General features: G+C 41.6%; 17 protein-coding genes. 8 read left to right on the top strand and 9 right to left on the bottom strand.

The window, feature by feature from the left end:
- The first annotated feature begins 9 nt into the window (after positions 1–9).
- Together G564_RS0109805 and G564_RS0109800 are read left to right on the top strand one after the other, a co-directional pair.
- Positions 10–810: an MBL fold metallo-hydrolase gene (locus tag G564_RS0109805; RefSeq protein ID WP_029037514.1), complete on the top strand. Its 801-nt coding sequence runs from the start codon at positions 10–12 to the stop codon at positions 808–810.
- Between the two features lie 63 nt (positions 811–873).
- Positions 874–2,190 (top strand): DUF2254 domain-containing protein, encoded by a 1,317-nt coding sequence (locus tag G564_RS0109800; protein ID WP_029037513.1) that lies wholly within the window; start codon positions 874–876, stop codon positions 2,188–2,190.
- Between the two features lie 38 nt (positions 2,191–2,228).
- Here the strand turns inward: G564_RS0109800 and ettA are convergent, their stop codons facing one another.
- Positions 2,229–3,917: an energy-dependent translational throttle protein EttA gene (gene ettA / locus G564_RS0109795; RefSeq protein ID WP_029037512.1), complete on the bottom strand. Its 1,689-nt coding sequence runs from the start codon at positions 3,915–3,917 to the stop codon at positions 2,229–2,231.
- A gap of 113 nt (positions 3,918–4,030) precedes the next feature.
- A complete protein-coding gene (locus G564_RS0109790; RefSeq protein ID WP_029037511.1) occupies positions 4,031–4,510 on the bottom strand; it encodes a DinB family protein in 480 nt (159 codons plus the stop codon).
- A 162-nt stretch (positions 4,511–4,672) separates the two neighbouring features.
- Here G564_RS0109790 and G564_RS0109785 point away from each other — a divergent pair, with 162 nt between their 5' ends.
- Positions 4,673–5,077 (top strand): hypothetical protein, encoded by a 405-nt coding sequence (locus G564_RS0109785; protein ID WP_156879213.1) that lies wholly within the window; start codon positions 4,673–4,675, stop codon positions 5,075–5,077.
- Between the two features lie 74 nt (positions 5,078–5,151).
- Here G564_RS0109785 and G564_RS0109780 read toward each other — a convergent pair whose 3' ends face one another.
- Positions 5,152–5,331, bottom strand: coding sequence for a CAL67264 family membrane protein (locus G564_RS0109780; protein ID WP_029037509.1), 180 nt, complete (start codon positions 5,329–5,331; stop codon positions 5,152–5,154).
- Between the two features lie 225 nt (positions 5,332–5,556).
- Between G564_RS0109780 and G564_RS0109775 the strand changes: the two genes are divergently transcribed.
- The 4 genes from G564_RS0109775 to G564_RS0109760 all read left to right on the top strand — a co-directional run bounded on the left by G564_RS0109775 (position 5,557) and on the right by G564_RS0109760 (position 10,263).
- Positions 5,557–7,185 carry an acyl-CoA carboxylase subunit beta gene (locus tag G564_RS0109775; RefSeq protein ID WP_029037508.1) on the top strand — a complete coding sequence of 543 codons (1,629 nt, stop codon included), beginning with the start codon at positions 5,557–5,559 and terminating at the stop codon, positions 7,183–7,185.
- Positions 7,186–8,088, top strand: coding sequence for a hypothetical protein (locus G564_RS0109770; RefSeq protein ID WP_029037507.1), 903 nt, complete (start codon positions 7,186–7,188; stop codon positions 8,086–8,088). It abuts the gene before it with no gap.
- Positions 8,089–8,094: 6 nt separating this feature from the next.
- The gene (locus tag G564_RS0109765) at positions 8,095–9,723 is read left to right on the top strand and encodes a M1 family metallopeptidase (protein WP_037373808.1); all 1,629 of its coding nucleotides are present in this window, start codon (positions 8,095–8,097) and stop codon (positions 9,721–9,723) included.
- Positions 9,724–9,840: 117 nt separating this feature from the next.
- Positions 9,841–10,263: a DoxX family protein gene (locus G564_RS0109760; protein ID WP_029037505.1), complete on the top strand. Its 423-nt coding sequence runs from the start codon at positions 9,841–9,843 to the stop codon at positions 10,261–10,263.
- Here the strand turns inward: G564_RS0109760 and G564_RS0109755 are convergent.
- From G564_RS0109755 to holA, 6 genes are all read right to left on the bottom strand, one after another.
- Positions 10,260–11,357, bottom strand: a complete 1,098-nt coding sequence (locus tag G564_RS0109755; protein WP_029037504.1) for an AMP-binding protein — start codon at positions 11,355–11,357, stop codon at positions 10,260–10,262. The genes G564_RS0109760 and G564_RS0109755 overlap by 4 nt on opposite strands.
- A gap of 56 nt (positions 11,358–11,413) precedes the next feature.
- A complete protein-coding gene (locus G564_RS0109750) occupies positions 11,414–12,358 on the bottom strand; it encodes a CPBP family intramembrane glutamic endopeptidase (protein ID WP_029037503.1) in 945 nt (314 codons plus the stop codon).
- An 8-nt stretch (positions 12,359–12,366) separates the two neighbouring features.
- Positions 12,367–13,401, bottom strand: coding sequence for an o-succinylbenzoate synthase (locus G564_RS0109745; protein WP_029037502.1), 1,035 nt, complete (start codon positions 13,399–13,401; stop codon positions 12,367–12,369).
- 9 nt (positions 13,402–13,410) lie between these two features.
- A complete protein-coding gene (locus tag G564_RS0109740) occupies positions 13,411–14,091 on the bottom strand; it encodes a metal-dependent hydrolase (protein ID WP_029037501.1) in 681 nt (226 codons plus the stop codon).
- Positions 14,092–14,162: 71 nt separating this feature from the next.
- The gene (gene menA, locus G564_RS0109735; RefSeq protein WP_029037500.1) at positions 14,163–15,065 is read right to left on the bottom strand and encodes a 1,4-dihydroxy-2-naphthoate octaprenyltransferase; all 903 of its coding nucleotides are present in this window, start codon (positions 15,063–15,065) and stop codon (positions 14,163–14,165) included.
- Complete coding sequence (gene holA / locus G564_RS0109730; RefSeq protein WP_029037499.1) at positions 15,065–16,069, bottom strand: DNA polymerase III subunit delta; 1,005 nt, start codon at positions 16,067–16,069, stop codon at positions 15,065–15,067. Before holA ends, menA begins: the two co-directional genes overlap by 1 nt.
- Positions 16,070–16,134: 65 nt before the next feature.
- Between holA and G564_RS0109725 the strand changes: the two genes are divergently transcribed.
- Positions 16,135–16,578, top strand: coding sequence for a type I restriction enzyme HsdR N-terminal domain-containing protein (locus G564_RS0109725; RefSeq protein ID WP_029037498.1), 444 nt, complete (start codon positions 16,135–16,137; stop codon positions 16,576–16,578).
- Positions 16,579–16,584 lie beyond the last annotated feature (6 nt).

Genomic DNA, 16,584 nt, shown 5'->3' with positions numbered 1-16,584 from the left:
TTCTTAATTATGAAACGAATTCTACTAGTCTTTTTAATTTCACTGATCTCACTTTCCTGCAGAGATGAAAAAAGTGACACACCTGCCGTTACAGGACAGGATGTTTTACAGGGAGAAACCCGCGCAACCGCTGAAAGTTCACAGATTGAAATAAATCCCATTTCTCATGCCACTGCAGTGATCAACTGGGGTGAAACCACTATTTATCTAGATCCCGTGGGAGGAGCGGAAGCTTTTTCGGGCATGGACAGGCCGGATATGGTCCTGATCACAGATATTCATGGAGATCATATGAGTGCTGAAACATTAGGGAATCTCCAATTGGGAAATGTTCCTATAATAGCACCCCAGGCCGTTAAAGATGAACTGCCGGACTCTCTTGCCGCAAAAATCACCGTCATGAATAACGGCGAAATGAGAGATCAAAACGGAATTTCCATTGAGGCCATTCCCATGTATAATCTGCGGGAAGAAGCAAAACAATTTCATCCCAAAGGTCGCGGAAATGGATATTTACTGGAAAAGGACGGACAAAGACTTTATATAGCCGGCGACACAGAGGATATTCCCGAAATGCGGAACCTGGAGGATATAGACATTGCTCTGGTTCCTATGAACCTGCCTTATACCATGCCTGTGGATGCCGCAGCAGATGCCGTAATAGAATTTGCACCCGAAAAAGTTTACCCTTATCATTTCAGAGGACAGGATGGAAAGGCCGATGTTCAAAGATTCAAGCAGCTGGTAAACGAGGGCAACTCTGAGGTAGAGGTTGTTATGGCCAACTGGTATCCTGAAGATTCCGAATAATAATTTCAACCAGTAATACCTGAACCCCGCCTTCATCGCGGGGTTTTATTTATCCTTTCAGTAATGAAAAACTTTTTCTCAAACCTTTACAGTTTTTACCGGAAGCTAAAAAGTAAAATAGCTTTTTACCCTACCCTATTTGCTCTTTCAGGCTTAGTGTTCGCATTTCTTATGATGTATCTGGAGAAACGGGGAATCTCCGATTATCTTGTGGAGAACGCACCTTTTCTCGTAGTCAATAATGGCGATACTGCAATGGTGATCCTCAGCGCCTGTATCACGGGACTTATCTCCATGATGGTTTTTAGTTTCTCAATGGTTATGCTACTTCTTAACCAGGCAGCCAATAATTATTCTCCCCGCCTGCTTCCCGGATTAATATCTGATTACCGCCACCAGATCATCCTGGGAATATATCTGTTTTCAATTCTCTACTGTATATTTATACTTTTCTATATACAACCTACTGGAGATAAATATCAGATCCCCGGCTTTTCGGTCCTTTTGGGAATTTTAGCAACGGTTGTTTCCTTATACTCCTTCATATATTTTATTCACAATATCTCGCAGAGTATACAGATCACCTATATTCTTGATGAGATCTACAGCTCGGCAAAAACGAGACTACATGAAGTCCTGGAGCGGGAAAAGAATGTTTCAACCGGATTTCCTGATTCTCATGACTGGCAAGACTATTACACTAAAACAAGTGGATACTTCCGGCACCTGAACCGGCAAAAACTCATTGCATTCTGTAAAGAAAAAGATACACTGATAGAAATTCTTCCGGTGCGGGGTATGTTTGTACTTCAGGGAATTTCGCTGTTCCGAAGCAAAAAAGCCTTAACCCAAAAGGAAATTGAAACCGTTCTGGATTGTTTCCATTTTTCCCGGAAGGAATTGGTTGCTGATAATTATGTGCTGGCGTTTAAACAGATTGCCGAAGTAATTGCCAAAGCTATGTCTCCGGGTATTAACGATCCCGGAACTGCTTTAAATGCTATAGATTATCTCACCGAACTTCTACGAATGAGGATGTTGATGACCGATGAGTCCTATATTCATGACAATGGAAAAACCTATGCGCGGGAACGGCCCGTAAAATTTGAAGAATTGCTGTACAATCTCCTGGCATCTATTCGAACCTATAGTAAACAGGATATTGTGGTGGTGCAAAAATTGGGTTATATGTTTATTTACCTCCAACAACAAGAAGCAAAAGAAAAAGCATATCATAAAAACCTGAATACTGAAGCAGAAAGGCTTCTTCTCGATGCCCGTAATTCTCTGGATAATAAAACGGATATTGATGTAATCGAAAAACTGGCAAAAAAACTGAAACTTAATCTCCCAATGGAAGAAAATAAAAAACTGCCCTAGAATTCCTTCAGGGGCAGTTTAATTTTAACCTGTAAATTTTATCTCACAAGCTTCTTATACTTGATACGTTTTGGAGTGACATCTCCAAGCCGCTTCTTCTTGTTCTCTTCGTATTCAGAGAAGCTGCCTTCAAAGAAATAAACCTCAGAATTTCCTTCGAACGCCAGGATGTGAGTACAAACCCTGTCCATAAACCAACGGTCGTGAGAGATGATCACCGCACAACCGGCGAAGTTCTCTAAACCTTCTTCCAGGGCACGTAAGGTATTTACGTCAAGGTCGTTGGTAGGCTCATCCAGTAACAGCACGTTTCCTTCTTCTTTCAGGGTCATGGCCAGGTGAAGACGGTTTCTTTCCCCTCCGGAAAGTTTACTAACTTTCTTGTTTTGCTCACTTCCGCTGAAGTTGAACCGGCTTAAATAAGCTCTCGAGTTTACTTGTCGGCCGCCCATGAGAATCAATTCCTGCTCATCGCTGAAGTTTTGCCAGATCGTTTTCTCGGGATCAATATTGGTATGACTTTGGTCCACATAAGCGATCTTAGCTGTTTCCCCTACTTCAAAAGTTCCTTTGTCGGGCTTTTCTTCTCCCATGATCATCTTGAAAATTGTGGTTTTACCGGCACCGTTTGGTCCAATAATACCCACAATTCCTGCCTGGGGAAGTTTAAAATTGAGATCGTCGTAAAGTAACTTGTCTCCAAAGGCTTTGCTCACACCTTGAGCCTCGATCACATTAGTTCCCAGGCGGGGCCCGTTTGGAATATAGATCTCCAGCTGCTCATCCATTTGTTTCTGATCCTGGCTTAGCAGTTTGTCATAATTGTTAAGACGTGCCTTTTGCTTGGCCTGTCTTCCTTTCGGTGCCATTCGGGACCATTCAAGCTCCCTTTCCAGAGTCTTTTGGCGTTTGCTGGCCTGTTTCTGCTCCTGTGCAAGGCGCTTAGACTTTTGATCCAACCAGGACGAATAATTCCCCTTCCACGGAATACCCTCTCCCCTGTCTAATTCAAGGATCCAGCCAGCAACATTGTCAAGGAAGTAACGGTCGTGCGTTACGGCGATCACAGTTCCTTTATACTGCTGAAGATGTTGTTCGAGCCACAGCACAGATTCCGCATCCAGGTGGTTTGTAGGCTCATCGAGCAGAAGCACATCGGGCTCCTGAAGCAATAGTCTGCAAAGGGCAACCCTTCTTCTTTCCCCACCCGAAAGCACACCGATCTTTTTATCGGGCTCAGGAGTTCTTAGCGCATCCATTGCTATCTCCAGTTTTGTATCCAGTTCCCAGGCGTTGCTGGCATCGATCTGGTCCTGAAGTGCAGCCTGTTTATCCATAAGCTTCTGCATCTTATCGGGATCTTCATAAACTTCGGGAAGGCCAAACATGTCATTGATCTTATTGTATTCCTCCAGGATAGCTACTGTTTCGGCTGCACCTTCCTTGACCACTTCCAGAACTGTCTTATCATCATCCAGCTCGGGCTCCTGCTCCAGCATCCCAACAGAATATCCCGGTGCAAATACAACATCCCCCTGGTAATTCTTTTCTTTCCCTGCTATGATCTTTAAAAGGGTGGATTTTCCTGAACCATTCAGTCCAAGGATACCAATCTTAGCCCCATAAAAGAAGCTGAGATAGATATTTTTTAAAACCGGAGTATTCTCCCCCTTGTAGGTCTTTGTCAAACCAGACATGGAGAAAATCACTTTCTTATCGTCTGCCATAAAATGTAATTTTTAATTTTTTCTGAAGATCTTCCAGACCTCCACTTTATTTTCCTGTAAACAGGCAAATATCACAATTTTAGACCGGATAATAATACAGCTGCGGAATAATTTCAGGAGGAATGAAGTCCCAGGTGCCTCAGGATTATTAATAACTGACCGCTATGATATGACGTGTGCTCAATTACCAGCAGGATCTCTCTGAATATAGTATGCTCCTCATTTGATGGCACAGGGTCATTAAGGGCAGTGTCTTCAGAAAGGATTAGTCTACTCAGCTTTTCCCGGTCTTCAAAAAAGGCCTTTTGCAGCTCTATCCACTCAGGCTCCCTGGCAGGGGCCACTTTTTTTGGCCAGTAATCATCTGGCCAGGAAGGCGAAGAATAAGAAGAATTTGTGCAGTACCCGAGAATATCCTTTTGAGTGAACCACATGTGAAAAAAAAGCTCATAAAACGAGTAAGGCAGGCCCTTTGGGCGTATATGAACCTGGGTAAAAGAAATTTTCTTCAGCATTTCATCAACCGGCATAAAGGCTTCCCCTCCAAAAAGCTGCTTTTCAAGTTGTTTTTTAATTATATCTTCCTTTGCCATAGTTTTCAGTTTGATTAAAAAGATAAAGAGAAATTCTGAGAGTTAAATTTTAAGAAGGGCAATATTTTTCTCATTTGAAACCATATTTTTGGAACTCTGTAACAATTGTGGGAACCTATAGTCTCTATAGATGTGAATTAAAAAAAAATCAAAACGATCAAAATGAAAACAAAATTTTATTTACCGCTAATGTTTCTGTTCTTCCTGGGTCTGACCTCCTGTTCGATTGATGACGATAACGGCGAAATAGGTTCTGTTGAAGCTCATTTAATGGGAAGATGGGATCTGGAAGGATACACTGTGAACGGAACTTTTATGGCTGCTCAAGGTGATATTCTGGAGTTTAAAACCGGAGGGGTAGTTGTGTGGCATTCGGGGGAAGAAGAAGTCACAGGTAACTATACTCTTTCCGGAAATCAGCTGGCTTTAAATTTTCCTGACGGGGGAGATATCTTTACTATGCAAACCCTGAACATTACTACACTTCTTCTTTACAATGAAGAAGAATTTGACGATGTTGAAGGTGTTGATGAAGTTCAATATCATTTCAAAAAGTTGCCCGAATAGTCTAATGGCCTGTCCAAATAAAAGTGGGTACCGATAAGACCGGTACCCACTTTTGTTTTCAAAGAAATATGGTTCTATACTCTTCCTTTTAAGGCATTAAATGCCCAGGACATTACAAAAAATCCAATTCCCACTGTAGAAAAGCCTATCGCGTAATCTTCATATTTAAGTACTCCTAATAATACCAGGGCGATCCCTATTAAGAGCATACAAAAAGATGCCCAGGCAAAAATCGAATTCTTATTCATTCCCATTGGACTGCAGTTATTATAATTAATCTAGAAAAATTGCTGATTTAAGGGGGTAAATTTATCTGGGCGCAGCAAACGATCCTATGACAAATATCGCATTTTTAATTATTTTTCTGAACATTTTTAGTTGCGGGGTTTTTGTATTTTAGCAACCATTCCTGATTTCGCCCCCAAAAGGGGCCCTAATTGCGAAGCAGAAACTAAAAACCCGACTATTAAATCTTATTAATGGACATCCAATTTAACAAAAACGAAGACCACAATAAATTATTAGTATCAGATCTTAAACAACGTTTAAAAGAGATCAAACTCGGAGGCGGTGAAAAGCGTATTCAAAAACATCACGCAAAAGGTAAAATGACCGCCCGGGAGAGGATAGATTATCTTCTTGACGATTCTAAGGAAGCAATTGAGATAGGTGCTTTTGCAGGGGACGGAATGTACGAAGAGCACGGCGGCTGTCCCAGTGGAGGTGTGGTAGTGAAAATTGGAAAAGTCTCGGGCAAACAGTGTATAGTTGTGGCCAATGACGCCACCGTCAAGGCCGGAGCCTGGTTTCCTATTACAGCAAAGAAAAATCTTAGAGCGCAGGAAATATCGATCGAAAACCGGATCCCAATAGTTTACCTTGTGGATTCCGCCGGGGTTTATCTGCCTATGCAGGATGAAATATTTCCAGATAAAGAACATTTTGGAAGGATCTTCAGGAACAATGCGGTTATGAGCAGCATGGGAATTACCCAGATCTCTGCCGTAATGGGCAGCTGTGTAGCCGGGGGGGCTTATTTGCCAATTATGAGTGATGAAGCCTTAATTGTGGAAAAAACCGGAAGTATTTTTCTGGCAGGAAGTTATCTTGTCAAAGCAGCAATTGGGGAATCCATAGATAATGAAACCCTAGGCGGAGCTACAACGCACAGTGAAATTAGCGGAGTAACCGATTATAAGGCAAAAGACGATAAGGACGCACTTGATACCATCAAAGGTTTAATGGACAAGATTGGTGACTATGACAAGGCAGGTTACAATAGAAAAACACCGGTAAAACCCGCAAAAGATCCACAGGATATCTACGGAATTCTTCCGAAGCTGCGACACGAGCAGTATGACATGCGGGAGATCATTGCCAGATTAGTGGACAATTCAGAGTTTCAGGAATACAAGGAAGGTTATGGCCAAACCATCATCACCGCCTACGCCCGAATCGATGGCTGGGCAGTGGGAATAGTGGCCAACCAGCGGAAGATCGTCAAAAATGCTAAAAAAGAGATGCAATTCGGCGGAGTGATCTACTCAGATTCTGCAGATAAAGCAACAAGATTTATTGCCAACTGTAATCAAAAAAAGATTCCGTTAGTGTTTCTTCAGGATGTGACAGGTTTTATGGTGGGCAGCAAAAGTGAACATGGTGGGATCATAAAAGACGGTGCAAAAATGGTAAATGCGGTGAGTAATTCGGTGGTACCGAAATTTACTGTGATCATTGGGAACTCCTATGGGGCCGGAAATTATGCTATGTGCGGAAAAGCATATGATCCAAGACTCATCTTTGCCTGGCCAAGTGCAGAACTCGCCGTGATGGGGGGAACCCAGGCAGCAAAAGTGCTGGCACAAATCGAAACCGCCTCCATGGAGAAAAAGGGTCAAAAAGTCGACGCCGAAAAAGAAAAAGAAGTCTTTGAGGCAATTAAAGCGAGATATGACCGGCAAACTTCCGCTTACTATGCTGCAGCACATTTATGGACAGATGCCGTGATAGACCCTTTAGAAACCAGAAAGTGGATCTCTACAGGTATCGAAGCAGCCAACCACGCTCCTATTGAAAAAGATTTTAATCTTGGTGTAATTCAAACATAAATGAAACTTTTTCCGCTCTTTATGTTCCTGTTTTTAAGTCTTGGTTTTAAATCTTATACCCAGAAAGTTCCTGAAGAGTTTGATCATAGTAAAGTCCGCAGGTATATATCTTTAAAACATATAAAGGAAAGAGAAATTGCTTTAACTAAGATGGATTCCAGCAATTTTCAATATCGGGAAGGTGATACCTTAGTTTTAATTAGTGCGGCTCTAAAAATGTATTTCCCTGATGGAGTAAAGGTTCAGATTGAGCCCCAGGATTCTCTTTTTATAGAAAAATATAAAGCTGCTGTCTATGGTGCCAGGAACAAACGGGATCGTGCAAAACAAAGTATTAAGGTATGGAAAGAAGGAATTAGAATTCATTTTGATGAGTCGGTTCCGGAAGAACATCAAAAAGAGCTAATCAAATTCGGAAAAGAGCTGGCATCGCAAATTGACTCTTTAAATATGAGAGAAGTTTCAAATAGAAATGAAGCCAATTATTTCGTCTTCTACAGGAATGATCCGGACGATTTCGATCTTGATCCGAGAATAACGGATAAGGAATCGGGATATTATCTTAATTGGGAAAGACATTATTTCACTCGAGCTTCCCTCAAGGTTAATACATACGCTTATGCATACGAACAACAAGCTTTAATGAATCTCAAAAAGCGCTTTTTTGAAACCCTGGGTTATTTTAAAAGTATTCTTTCAAATTCCTGTAAAAGTTTTCTGGCTGCATGTGGAATAGTTAAGGAATTATCTGCCGAAGATCTTGAGATCCTCAAGTATCATTACTCCTATCAAAACTGTATTGGTATAGGCATAAAAGAATTTGAAACCCAGCATGAATATCGCCGAAAGAGATTTGCAGAACATCCTTATATCGTAATGTTTGTTTCTCATCCTAAACATTAAATTATAATGAAAATTTACCTTCTTATCCTGCTTTTGTTCTCTTCGGCCTGTTTATCGGCTCAGGTGTTATCAAATAAAAAACAATTTACTGAAGCCGACACTTTGCGGGGTTCTCTGCGGCCCGAAAGGAATTACGATGTTCTCAAGTACAAGCTCGATGTGCGGGTAGTTCCTGAAGAGAAATTCATTTCGGGATCCAATACAATTACCTTTAAAGCTGAAGAAGATCTGCCGGTAATGCAGGTAGATCTATTCCAGAACATGAAAGTGGATTCCATCCTGTACAAAGGAGAGAAAATGGATTTCAACAGGAGATACAATGCGGTCTTTGTTGATCTGGTTCCAAAAATGACAAAAAACACTACAGATTCCATACAATTCTACTATTCCGGAAATCCTGTTATTGCGAAAAATGCACCCTGGGACGGCGGCTTTGTCTTTGAAAAGGATAAGGAAGGTTATGACTGGATCGCAGTTGCAGTGCAAGGTACAGGAGCCAGTCTTTGGTATCCTAACAAGGATCATCAAAGTGATGAACCCGAAGAAGTAGAAATAGGAGTTGCAGTTCCCAATGAACTCATGAATGTTTCAAATGGCCGGTTCACCGGGAAAGAGGTACTTCAGGATGGTTACACCCGCTGGAACTGGAAGGTTGAAAGTCCCATCAACAATTACAATGTAGTAGTAAACATTGGCAATTATGTTCACTTCAGAGATAAGTTCAGAGATCTTGATCTGGATTACTACGTGCTACCTTACAATCTCGAAAAAGCAAAAGATCAATTTGAAGAAGTGAAATTCATGATGCATTGCTTCTATGACAAATTCGGCGCTTACCCTTTTGAAAAAGATGGTTTTAAGCTTATTGAAACTCCTTACCTGGGAATGGAGCATCAAAGTGCCGTAGCTTACGGAAACGATTATAAGATGGGATACCTTGGAAGAGATCTTAGCGGGACAGGAATAGGTCTTAAATGGGATTTCATTATTATACATGAAACAGGTCACGAATGGTTTGGCAATAGTATTACCGCAGAAGACATAGCAGATATGTGGATACATGAAGGTTTTACTTCGTATTCTGAAGCCGTTTATGTAGAATGCCGATGGGGCAAAGAAGAGGCCCTGGAATATTTAAAAGGAATTAGATCAGGAATTGGCAACACCCGGAAGATCATTGGAGATTATGGTGTTAATAGTGAAGGCTCGGGAGATATGTATCATAAGGGAGCAAACCTGCTCAACACTATCAGGAGCATTTATGATAATGATGATCTATGGTGGAAAACACTAAAGGATTATACGGAGTCAAATCGTCATAAGATCATCACCACAGGTACTACCGAGGATTTCTTCAACACTGCCATATCTTATGACCTGCAGCCGGTTTTTGATCAATATCTGCGTCATCCTGCTCTTCCTGAATTACAGTTCAAAAAGGAAGGAAAGAAGATCATGTACCGCTGGAAAGCCAATGTTGAAGGTTTTGATATGCCGGTAGATGTGTTGGTCAGGGGAAAGGAAATTCGTCTTCATCCCACTCCCGAATGGCAGTTAATGGAGCAAAAGCTGTCCTCCCCCGAAGAAATTGAAGTGGTAGAAAAAGAATTCTACATCAATAGAAAGAACCTCTAAAATTTTTAAAACAACAGGAAAATTGTAATTACCAAAACTAAATCGCGATCCTTTTTTATCACTCAATTCCATAAGTCCTTAATTTTTAGTACATTATAACTTCAAAAAACAGAAGTTATGACGACAATAAAATCATTGAACAAATGGGCCAATGCGCATACTTCCTATCCGCTTGACCTGCTGAGAATCGCCCTGGGTGTCTTTTTTTTCCTGAAGGGAATTCAGTTTATCTCACAAACCCACATGCTAACAGAACTTATTGCACCTCTTAAGGGCTATGGCGGAGTAATGCTGTTACTGCATTATGTTGCTCCCGCACATTTAGTGGGAGGATTGCTAATCGCTTTTGGACTGCTTACCCGCTGGGCTTTAATTGCTCAGGTCCCAATTTTATTAGGAGCAATCCTTATAAATTTCCTGGGTCCATTGAGTTGGGGAAATTTAATTTTGGCAGTAGTAGTTCTGGCCATAACAGCTTTTTTCATCTATTATGGATCGGGTAAACACTCACTTGATTACTATTTCAAAATGCAGGTTTAGACCATCCTGCTTTTTAAGGTATTCGCACGGTGGATCTTTCCGTTGGGAGTTTCTTCAAACTTTTCAACGAAATAGATCTTTTTGGGCACCTCAAACTTACCCAGTTTGCGGCAGTTTTTGATCTCTCTTTCCAGATTATGGAGTGCAGTTTCAGAAAATTCACTCTCCACCATTAAAACCAGTTTTTCACCAAGGGCGGCATCAGGCAAAGAGGTGACAAAAAAACGATGTGCAATTATGGGGGCCAGTTTGGCTTCTATCTCTTCAGGGTGAAGTTTTACTCCGCCGGAATTAATCACATTATCTATTCTGCCTTTCCAGATAAAATTTTTATCGGAAAGTAATTCCACAACATCATTGGTCACCAGTACCTCATCTGTTAACTGGGGAGCCTCAATAACCAGGCATCCGCGATCATCTGTAGATAATATAACATTGGGAAGTGCAGTAAATGGCAGCGGTTCCTCCTCTTCTTTTTTAAAATTGACATGTCTTGCGGCAATATGCGATACGGTCTCTGTCATTCCATAGGTTTCGTACACTTCGGTACTAATCCCCTGCACAAGACTCCGCAGATTACTGGACACTGCCCCTCCTCCAACTATTAATTTCCTTATAAGATGTAGACGACTCAAAGAATTATCCAGTTGGAAAGGTGTCATGGCACAGAAATCATAGATCTTAAAGATCCGGTCCAAAGGATTAGCTTTTGGTAATTCAAGGTCAAGTTTCCACCCTAGCAACATTGCCCGCACCAACATCATCTTTCCTGCAATGAAATTAACAGGCAGACAATGCAAGGCTGTGGTACCTGCCGGAAGATCGAAAAATTTTCCGGTAGCTCTGGCGCTGTTGATCATATATTGCTTTCGGATCTGTATTTTCTTTGGAGGCCCTGTGGAGCCTGAAGTTTTTACTTCGACATAATCCTTATCATTAAGCCAGTCGAGCAGAAAATTTCCTGCCTGGCCTTCATAGGGTTCTCCTTCTTTTATAAGACTATAGGCTACCGCAGCCAACTCCTCGTTAGTATAGTGCAGACCGTTAAGTCTGAAATCGGGATGAGTTTCTGGTAAGCTGAATTGGTTTTGCATAACTTTAATAAAGTTTAACTGCTAAAACCCTAAAGTTAACAATTTGGGTAGAAAAACTAAATTTCTTCAGAATACTTTAAGGTTTCCGGCCGCCTTACCTTACCAAACAACTTCTCTTTCCAGTTGGTCCAACGATAGGTTTTTGCCATTAGAAAAAGAAATATTGGGTAAACTATTAATACCGGTAAAAGGATATCCAGTCCCGCAGAAGGTTCAGAAACGTCTTTAAGTACAGAATTAGTCTCAAATGCTGTCCAGTCGGCGGTTACTAATAATGCTCCTACCAGGTTGTTACCGGCATGAAACCCAAGGGCGAGTTCGAGACCTTCATCCATAAGGGTCATGATGCCCAGAAGCAGACCCGTACCTATGTAATAAACCATTATTATATATCCCAGTTTTTCAACTTCGGGATTCCAAAGGTGGAGACTTCCAAAGATCACTGAAGTAATAATTAACGGAAACCAGCGGTTTCCGGCAAGAACGCCGAGACCCTGCAATAAATATCCCCGAAAGAGATATTCTTCAAAACTTGTTTGGAGCGGAACCATGATCAATGCAATAGCCGCCAGTATGAGAAATGGTACGGTCTGGAAATTCCATAAAAAATCTTCGGGTCGCAGGTTATAATCGACCAGGGTGGTCACTATGGTGAATACGGCGATGATACTGAATCCAAATAAAAATCTACCCCAATCGACCTTCTTTCGGGTTGTGGTCGCATCTTTGATGGACTGATTGTGCAGGAATTTTATCACGACAAAAAGTGCCGCCAGGCCTACAGCAAAAGACAGTAATAACAGGAAGAAAGCAAGATTTGATTCCAGGACCTGCATCATCTCTTCCTGAGTTAGGGTAAGAACCTCGGGACCTGCTTCAAGAAATATTGCTGCCATAAAAGGCAAAGCACCAAAAAGTTGCCAGGCAAGAAAAATAACAACGATCCCGATCAAATATCGCCACCACTCGGTTTTTGCTTTGTAGGCTTGTTGTATGAACATTGTAAATTCTATAGGTTAAAAATCCATTTTTTGGACGGTCTGTACCATAACTGCCCTGAAGCAACTTTTAAAGGAGCTTCAAAATTGTTGGTATATAAACCTCCGGTTCCCAATCCCTGGGGCATATTGTTCTTTAAGGTGTACGTGTATTGTGCTATTGCATTCAAACCTACATTGCTCTCAAGGGCACTGGTTATCCACCAGCCGGTATTTTGACCGGCAGCAGTCTCAATCCACTCCTCAGTTCCCTTAAACCCTCCTATTAAACTTGGTTTAAAAATTAGGTACTGAGGTTTGATAGTTCGTAAAAGATCTTCTTTTTCTCTTTTATTTGTAATCCCAATTAATTCCTCATCAAGCGCAATAGGTAAAGGTGTGTCTTCACACAGGGCTGCCATTTCCTCCGGCTGTCCGGCTTTTATGGGTTGCTCTATGCTGTGAAGAGACAGATCACTCAGCCGCTTCAGTTTCTCCATAGCTTGACAGGGTGCAAAAGCGCCATTTGCATCTACCCTTACCTCCATTTCGGCTGCACCAAATTCTTTTCTAATAAATTTGAGGAGGTTCATTTCGGTTTCAAAATCTATCGCGCCTATTTTCAGTTTTATACAATCAAAACCCTGATCTATCTTTTCCAGGATCTGTTGCTTCATAAATTGCTCCTCTCCCATCCACACAAGCCCATTAATGGGAATGGAATCTTTGCCACGGGTAAATTCCGAAGGAAACAGCAGGAATGGATCCCGGGTCTCCAATGATCTGAAAGCCATTTCCACCCCAAACTGAATGCTGGGAAAATCCCGGAGTTCCTCCCAAAGCTGTTTCGGCCCCAACTCAATATGATCACAAACCCATTTCAACTTCTCTTCATAGCCGGGCCTGTCATCATAACTGAGACTTCTTAAAATGCCACACTCTCCTATTCCGGTGCGACCATTTTGCTCCAGAATTATAAACCAGGATTCCTTTTGAGTAAGAACCCCTCTTGATGTGCCACTTGGGCGTTTAAAATTGAGGATGTATTGGTGGTAATTTGCCTGCACTTATTTTAATTACAATTCTATACTTTCTCCCACTTCCAGAAGCATGAGGTCTTTACCTTTCTCATAAAATTTTCGCTTTGCCTCTTCATGGTCTATTTCTATATAGCCAAAAGTATCATAGTGACAACCCAAAACCTTATCACACTCTACAAAATCGCTGGCCAGGATAGCATCATCTACTCCCATGGTAAAATTATCGCCTATTGGCAGGATTGCAAGATCCAGTTTGGTGTGCATTGGGATCAATTTCATATCCATTGTGAGTGCGGTATCACCGGCTATATAGATATTCTTATGCTCCCCTTCAATTACAAATCCGCCGGGTTGTCCACCATAGCTTCCGTCCGGAAAGGAACTGGTATGGATAGCATTGACATATTTTACTGTTCCGAAATCAAATGACCACTTTCCGCCGTGATTCAGTGGATGGACTTCCAGTCCTTTATTCTCATAATGGGTCGCTATTTCGAAATTACTGATAATAACCGCGCCGGTCCTTTTGGCAATGGCTTCAGCATCAAGAGTATGGTCCTGGTGAGCATGCGTTAACAGGATGTAATCTGCCTTGAGATCATCAATATTTACTTTTTGCTTTACTTTTTCATTACCGGTTATAAAAGGATCTACCAGCAGGTGAATTCCTTTAACTTCAATTGAAAAAGTGCTGTGTGCGTAATGAGTAATTTTCATGATGTTGAATTTTCAAAACAAAATACAAAATCCCGGTCAAAAAGAACGGGCAAAAATGCCATTTTTGGACCTTATAATATTTGTCCCACAGCAAAAAGTATTGCCAGTAAAAAGGTACTCAGGGCAAGCTTTTTTAGTTCGGGATCAAGTAATACGGGATTGTCATTTTCCATCACTCGTTTTAGATGGAAGAGTAAAGGCACAAAAGCTATTAGATAAAGCAGGTCATCAATTCCGGTAAAGGAAAAAGCTGAATACAGGATGAGACTTGAAAAAGCAGCCAGAATTAAAATGTAATGGTACTGTTTGGCATTCTCCTCTCCCATTTTCACTGCCAGGGTATTCTTTCCGGCTTTTTCATCGGCAGCTCTGTCCCGCATATTATTCAGATTAAGAACCCCGGCACTTAAAAATCCAATTCCGGCAGCAGGCAAAAGTACTCTCCAATCCCATTCCAGGGTATAAAGGAAATAACATCCATAAACCCCCACCATTCCAAAAAACAGAAAAACAAACACATCTCCGAGTCCGCGGTAACCATAGGCAGAATCGCCCACTGTGTACTTAACGGCAGCCACAATAGCAGCTATTCCCAGAAAAAGAAATAACAGTCCGTAAAAAATACTTTTTGCTCCAAAGGCAACATAAATAAGAGCTACAGCAAACATAAATGTGAGGATTCCGGTGCCCACCATACCCCAGTACATTTCTCCACGGCTAATGAGGCCACTTTGCATGGTTCGCTTTGGCCCTACCCGTTCTTCATTATCTGTTCCTTTTACAAAATCCCCGTAGTCATTGGCGAAATTTGAAAGGATCTGCAAACCGAGGGTAGTAGCTATTGCCAAAGCAAAGATCACGGCGTGGAAATCATCATGTGCTGCTGCTATCGAACTTCCTACCAGAATGCCCGAAATTGAGAGCGGAAGGGTGCGCAACCTTGCGGCGCTTAACCAGGAATCTAAATTTGCCATTAACGCATAATTTTTACGAGTAATTCTTTTAGGAGATCCCCCTGCGGTACATTTGCAGCCCCTACTCCCTTGCCTTTTACATCGGCTTCTCTCAAAAATGAAATGATGCTGCTAACCTTTTTCATGTTATAATTCTTTGCCGCCGAAACATAATCGCTAACAAAATAGGGATTCACCTTTAAGACCTTTGCTACATTCCCCTTAGATTGATCGGCAAGTGCATGGTATTGCTGCAACTGTGAAAAGAAGCTAAAGAGAAGCGCCACGGTAACCACCATGGGATTGTCCTTTTCGTTTTGTGAAAAATAATTGATGATCCTGTGAGCCTTCAGGCTATCTTTCATTCCTATGGCCTTTCTCAACTCAAAATTGTTGAAGTCTTTGCTTATCCCGATATTTTCCTCAATAAGCTCCGGAGTTATTGTGGTGCCTTTTGGGACAATAAGCTGCAGTTTTCGCAGCTCGTTATCAATTTTTCCCAGTTCATTTCCAAGAAATTCCAGTAGCATCTGGGCAGCCTTAGGTGAAATCTGAAAGCCCCGGGAGTGCATCTCTTTTTGAATCCAGTCCACCACCTGGTTATCGTAAAGACGTTTGTTATCATAAATAACACCTGATTTAGCTATAGCCTTGTGCAGCTTTTTTCGCTTATCCAGTTTTTTATACTTATAGTTGACAACAAGCACAGTAGTTGGCTGCGGATTTTCGGCATAAGAGGTAAGCTGCTCAATGCTTCGGGAGAGATCCTGGGCTTCCTTCACAATGATCACCTGCCGCTCGGCCATCATCGGATAACGTTTGGCGTTTCCCACAATATCATCTATTGTAACATCCCGCCCGTAAAGGACCATCTGGTTGAATCCTTTTTCTTCCTCCTGCAACAGGTGATCTTCAATATAGTCGGAAATTTTATCAATAAAATAAGGTTCCTCCCCCATTAGAAAATAGATAGGTTTAACCTCTCCTTTTTTAATGGCAGATACTATACTTTTTACGTCATCCATTTACTGTGGTTTTCCTGAAGGTTAAATACAGGGATTTTTCTTCTGAAAAAATTTTACTTTTGAGCATGCATTCACTCAATTTTCCCCGGTACTCTTTCAGGCTCAAAAATAGCGAAAATAAAATAGCCGTTTTTGACGAGCTTCGGAAAAAATTTATTTTGCTTACTCCCGAAGAATGGGTGCGCCAGCACGTGGTTCATTTCCTCCTGAAGGAAAAGAATTTCCCCAAAAGTTTGCTGAATGTGGAAAAGCAGCTTAAGATCCACGACCTGGTTAAAAGATATGACGTGATTGCATATAATCCCGATGGTTCAATTCATCTCATCGTCGAATGTAAAGCGGCCTCTGTACCCATTACCCAGGACACCTTTGACCAGATTGCCCGTTACAACCTGGCTCTAAGAGCGCAGTTCCTTATGGTGACCAATGGACTGCAGCATTATTTTTGTCAGCTGGACTACGAAGCGGAACAATATCATTTTCTAAAGGACATTCCGGAGTGGGCCTGAAAAATG

The sequence above is a fragment of the Salinimicrobium xinjiangense DSM 19287 genome (genome assembly GCF_000423585.1).
Taxonomy (GTDB): Bacteria; Bacteroidota; Bacteroidia; order Flavobacteriales; family Flavobacteriaceae; genus Salinimicrobium; species Salinimicrobium xinjiangense.
Note: the sequence above shows the minus strand (reverse complement) of the source record. Positions and strands in the feature narration are given on the sequence as shown.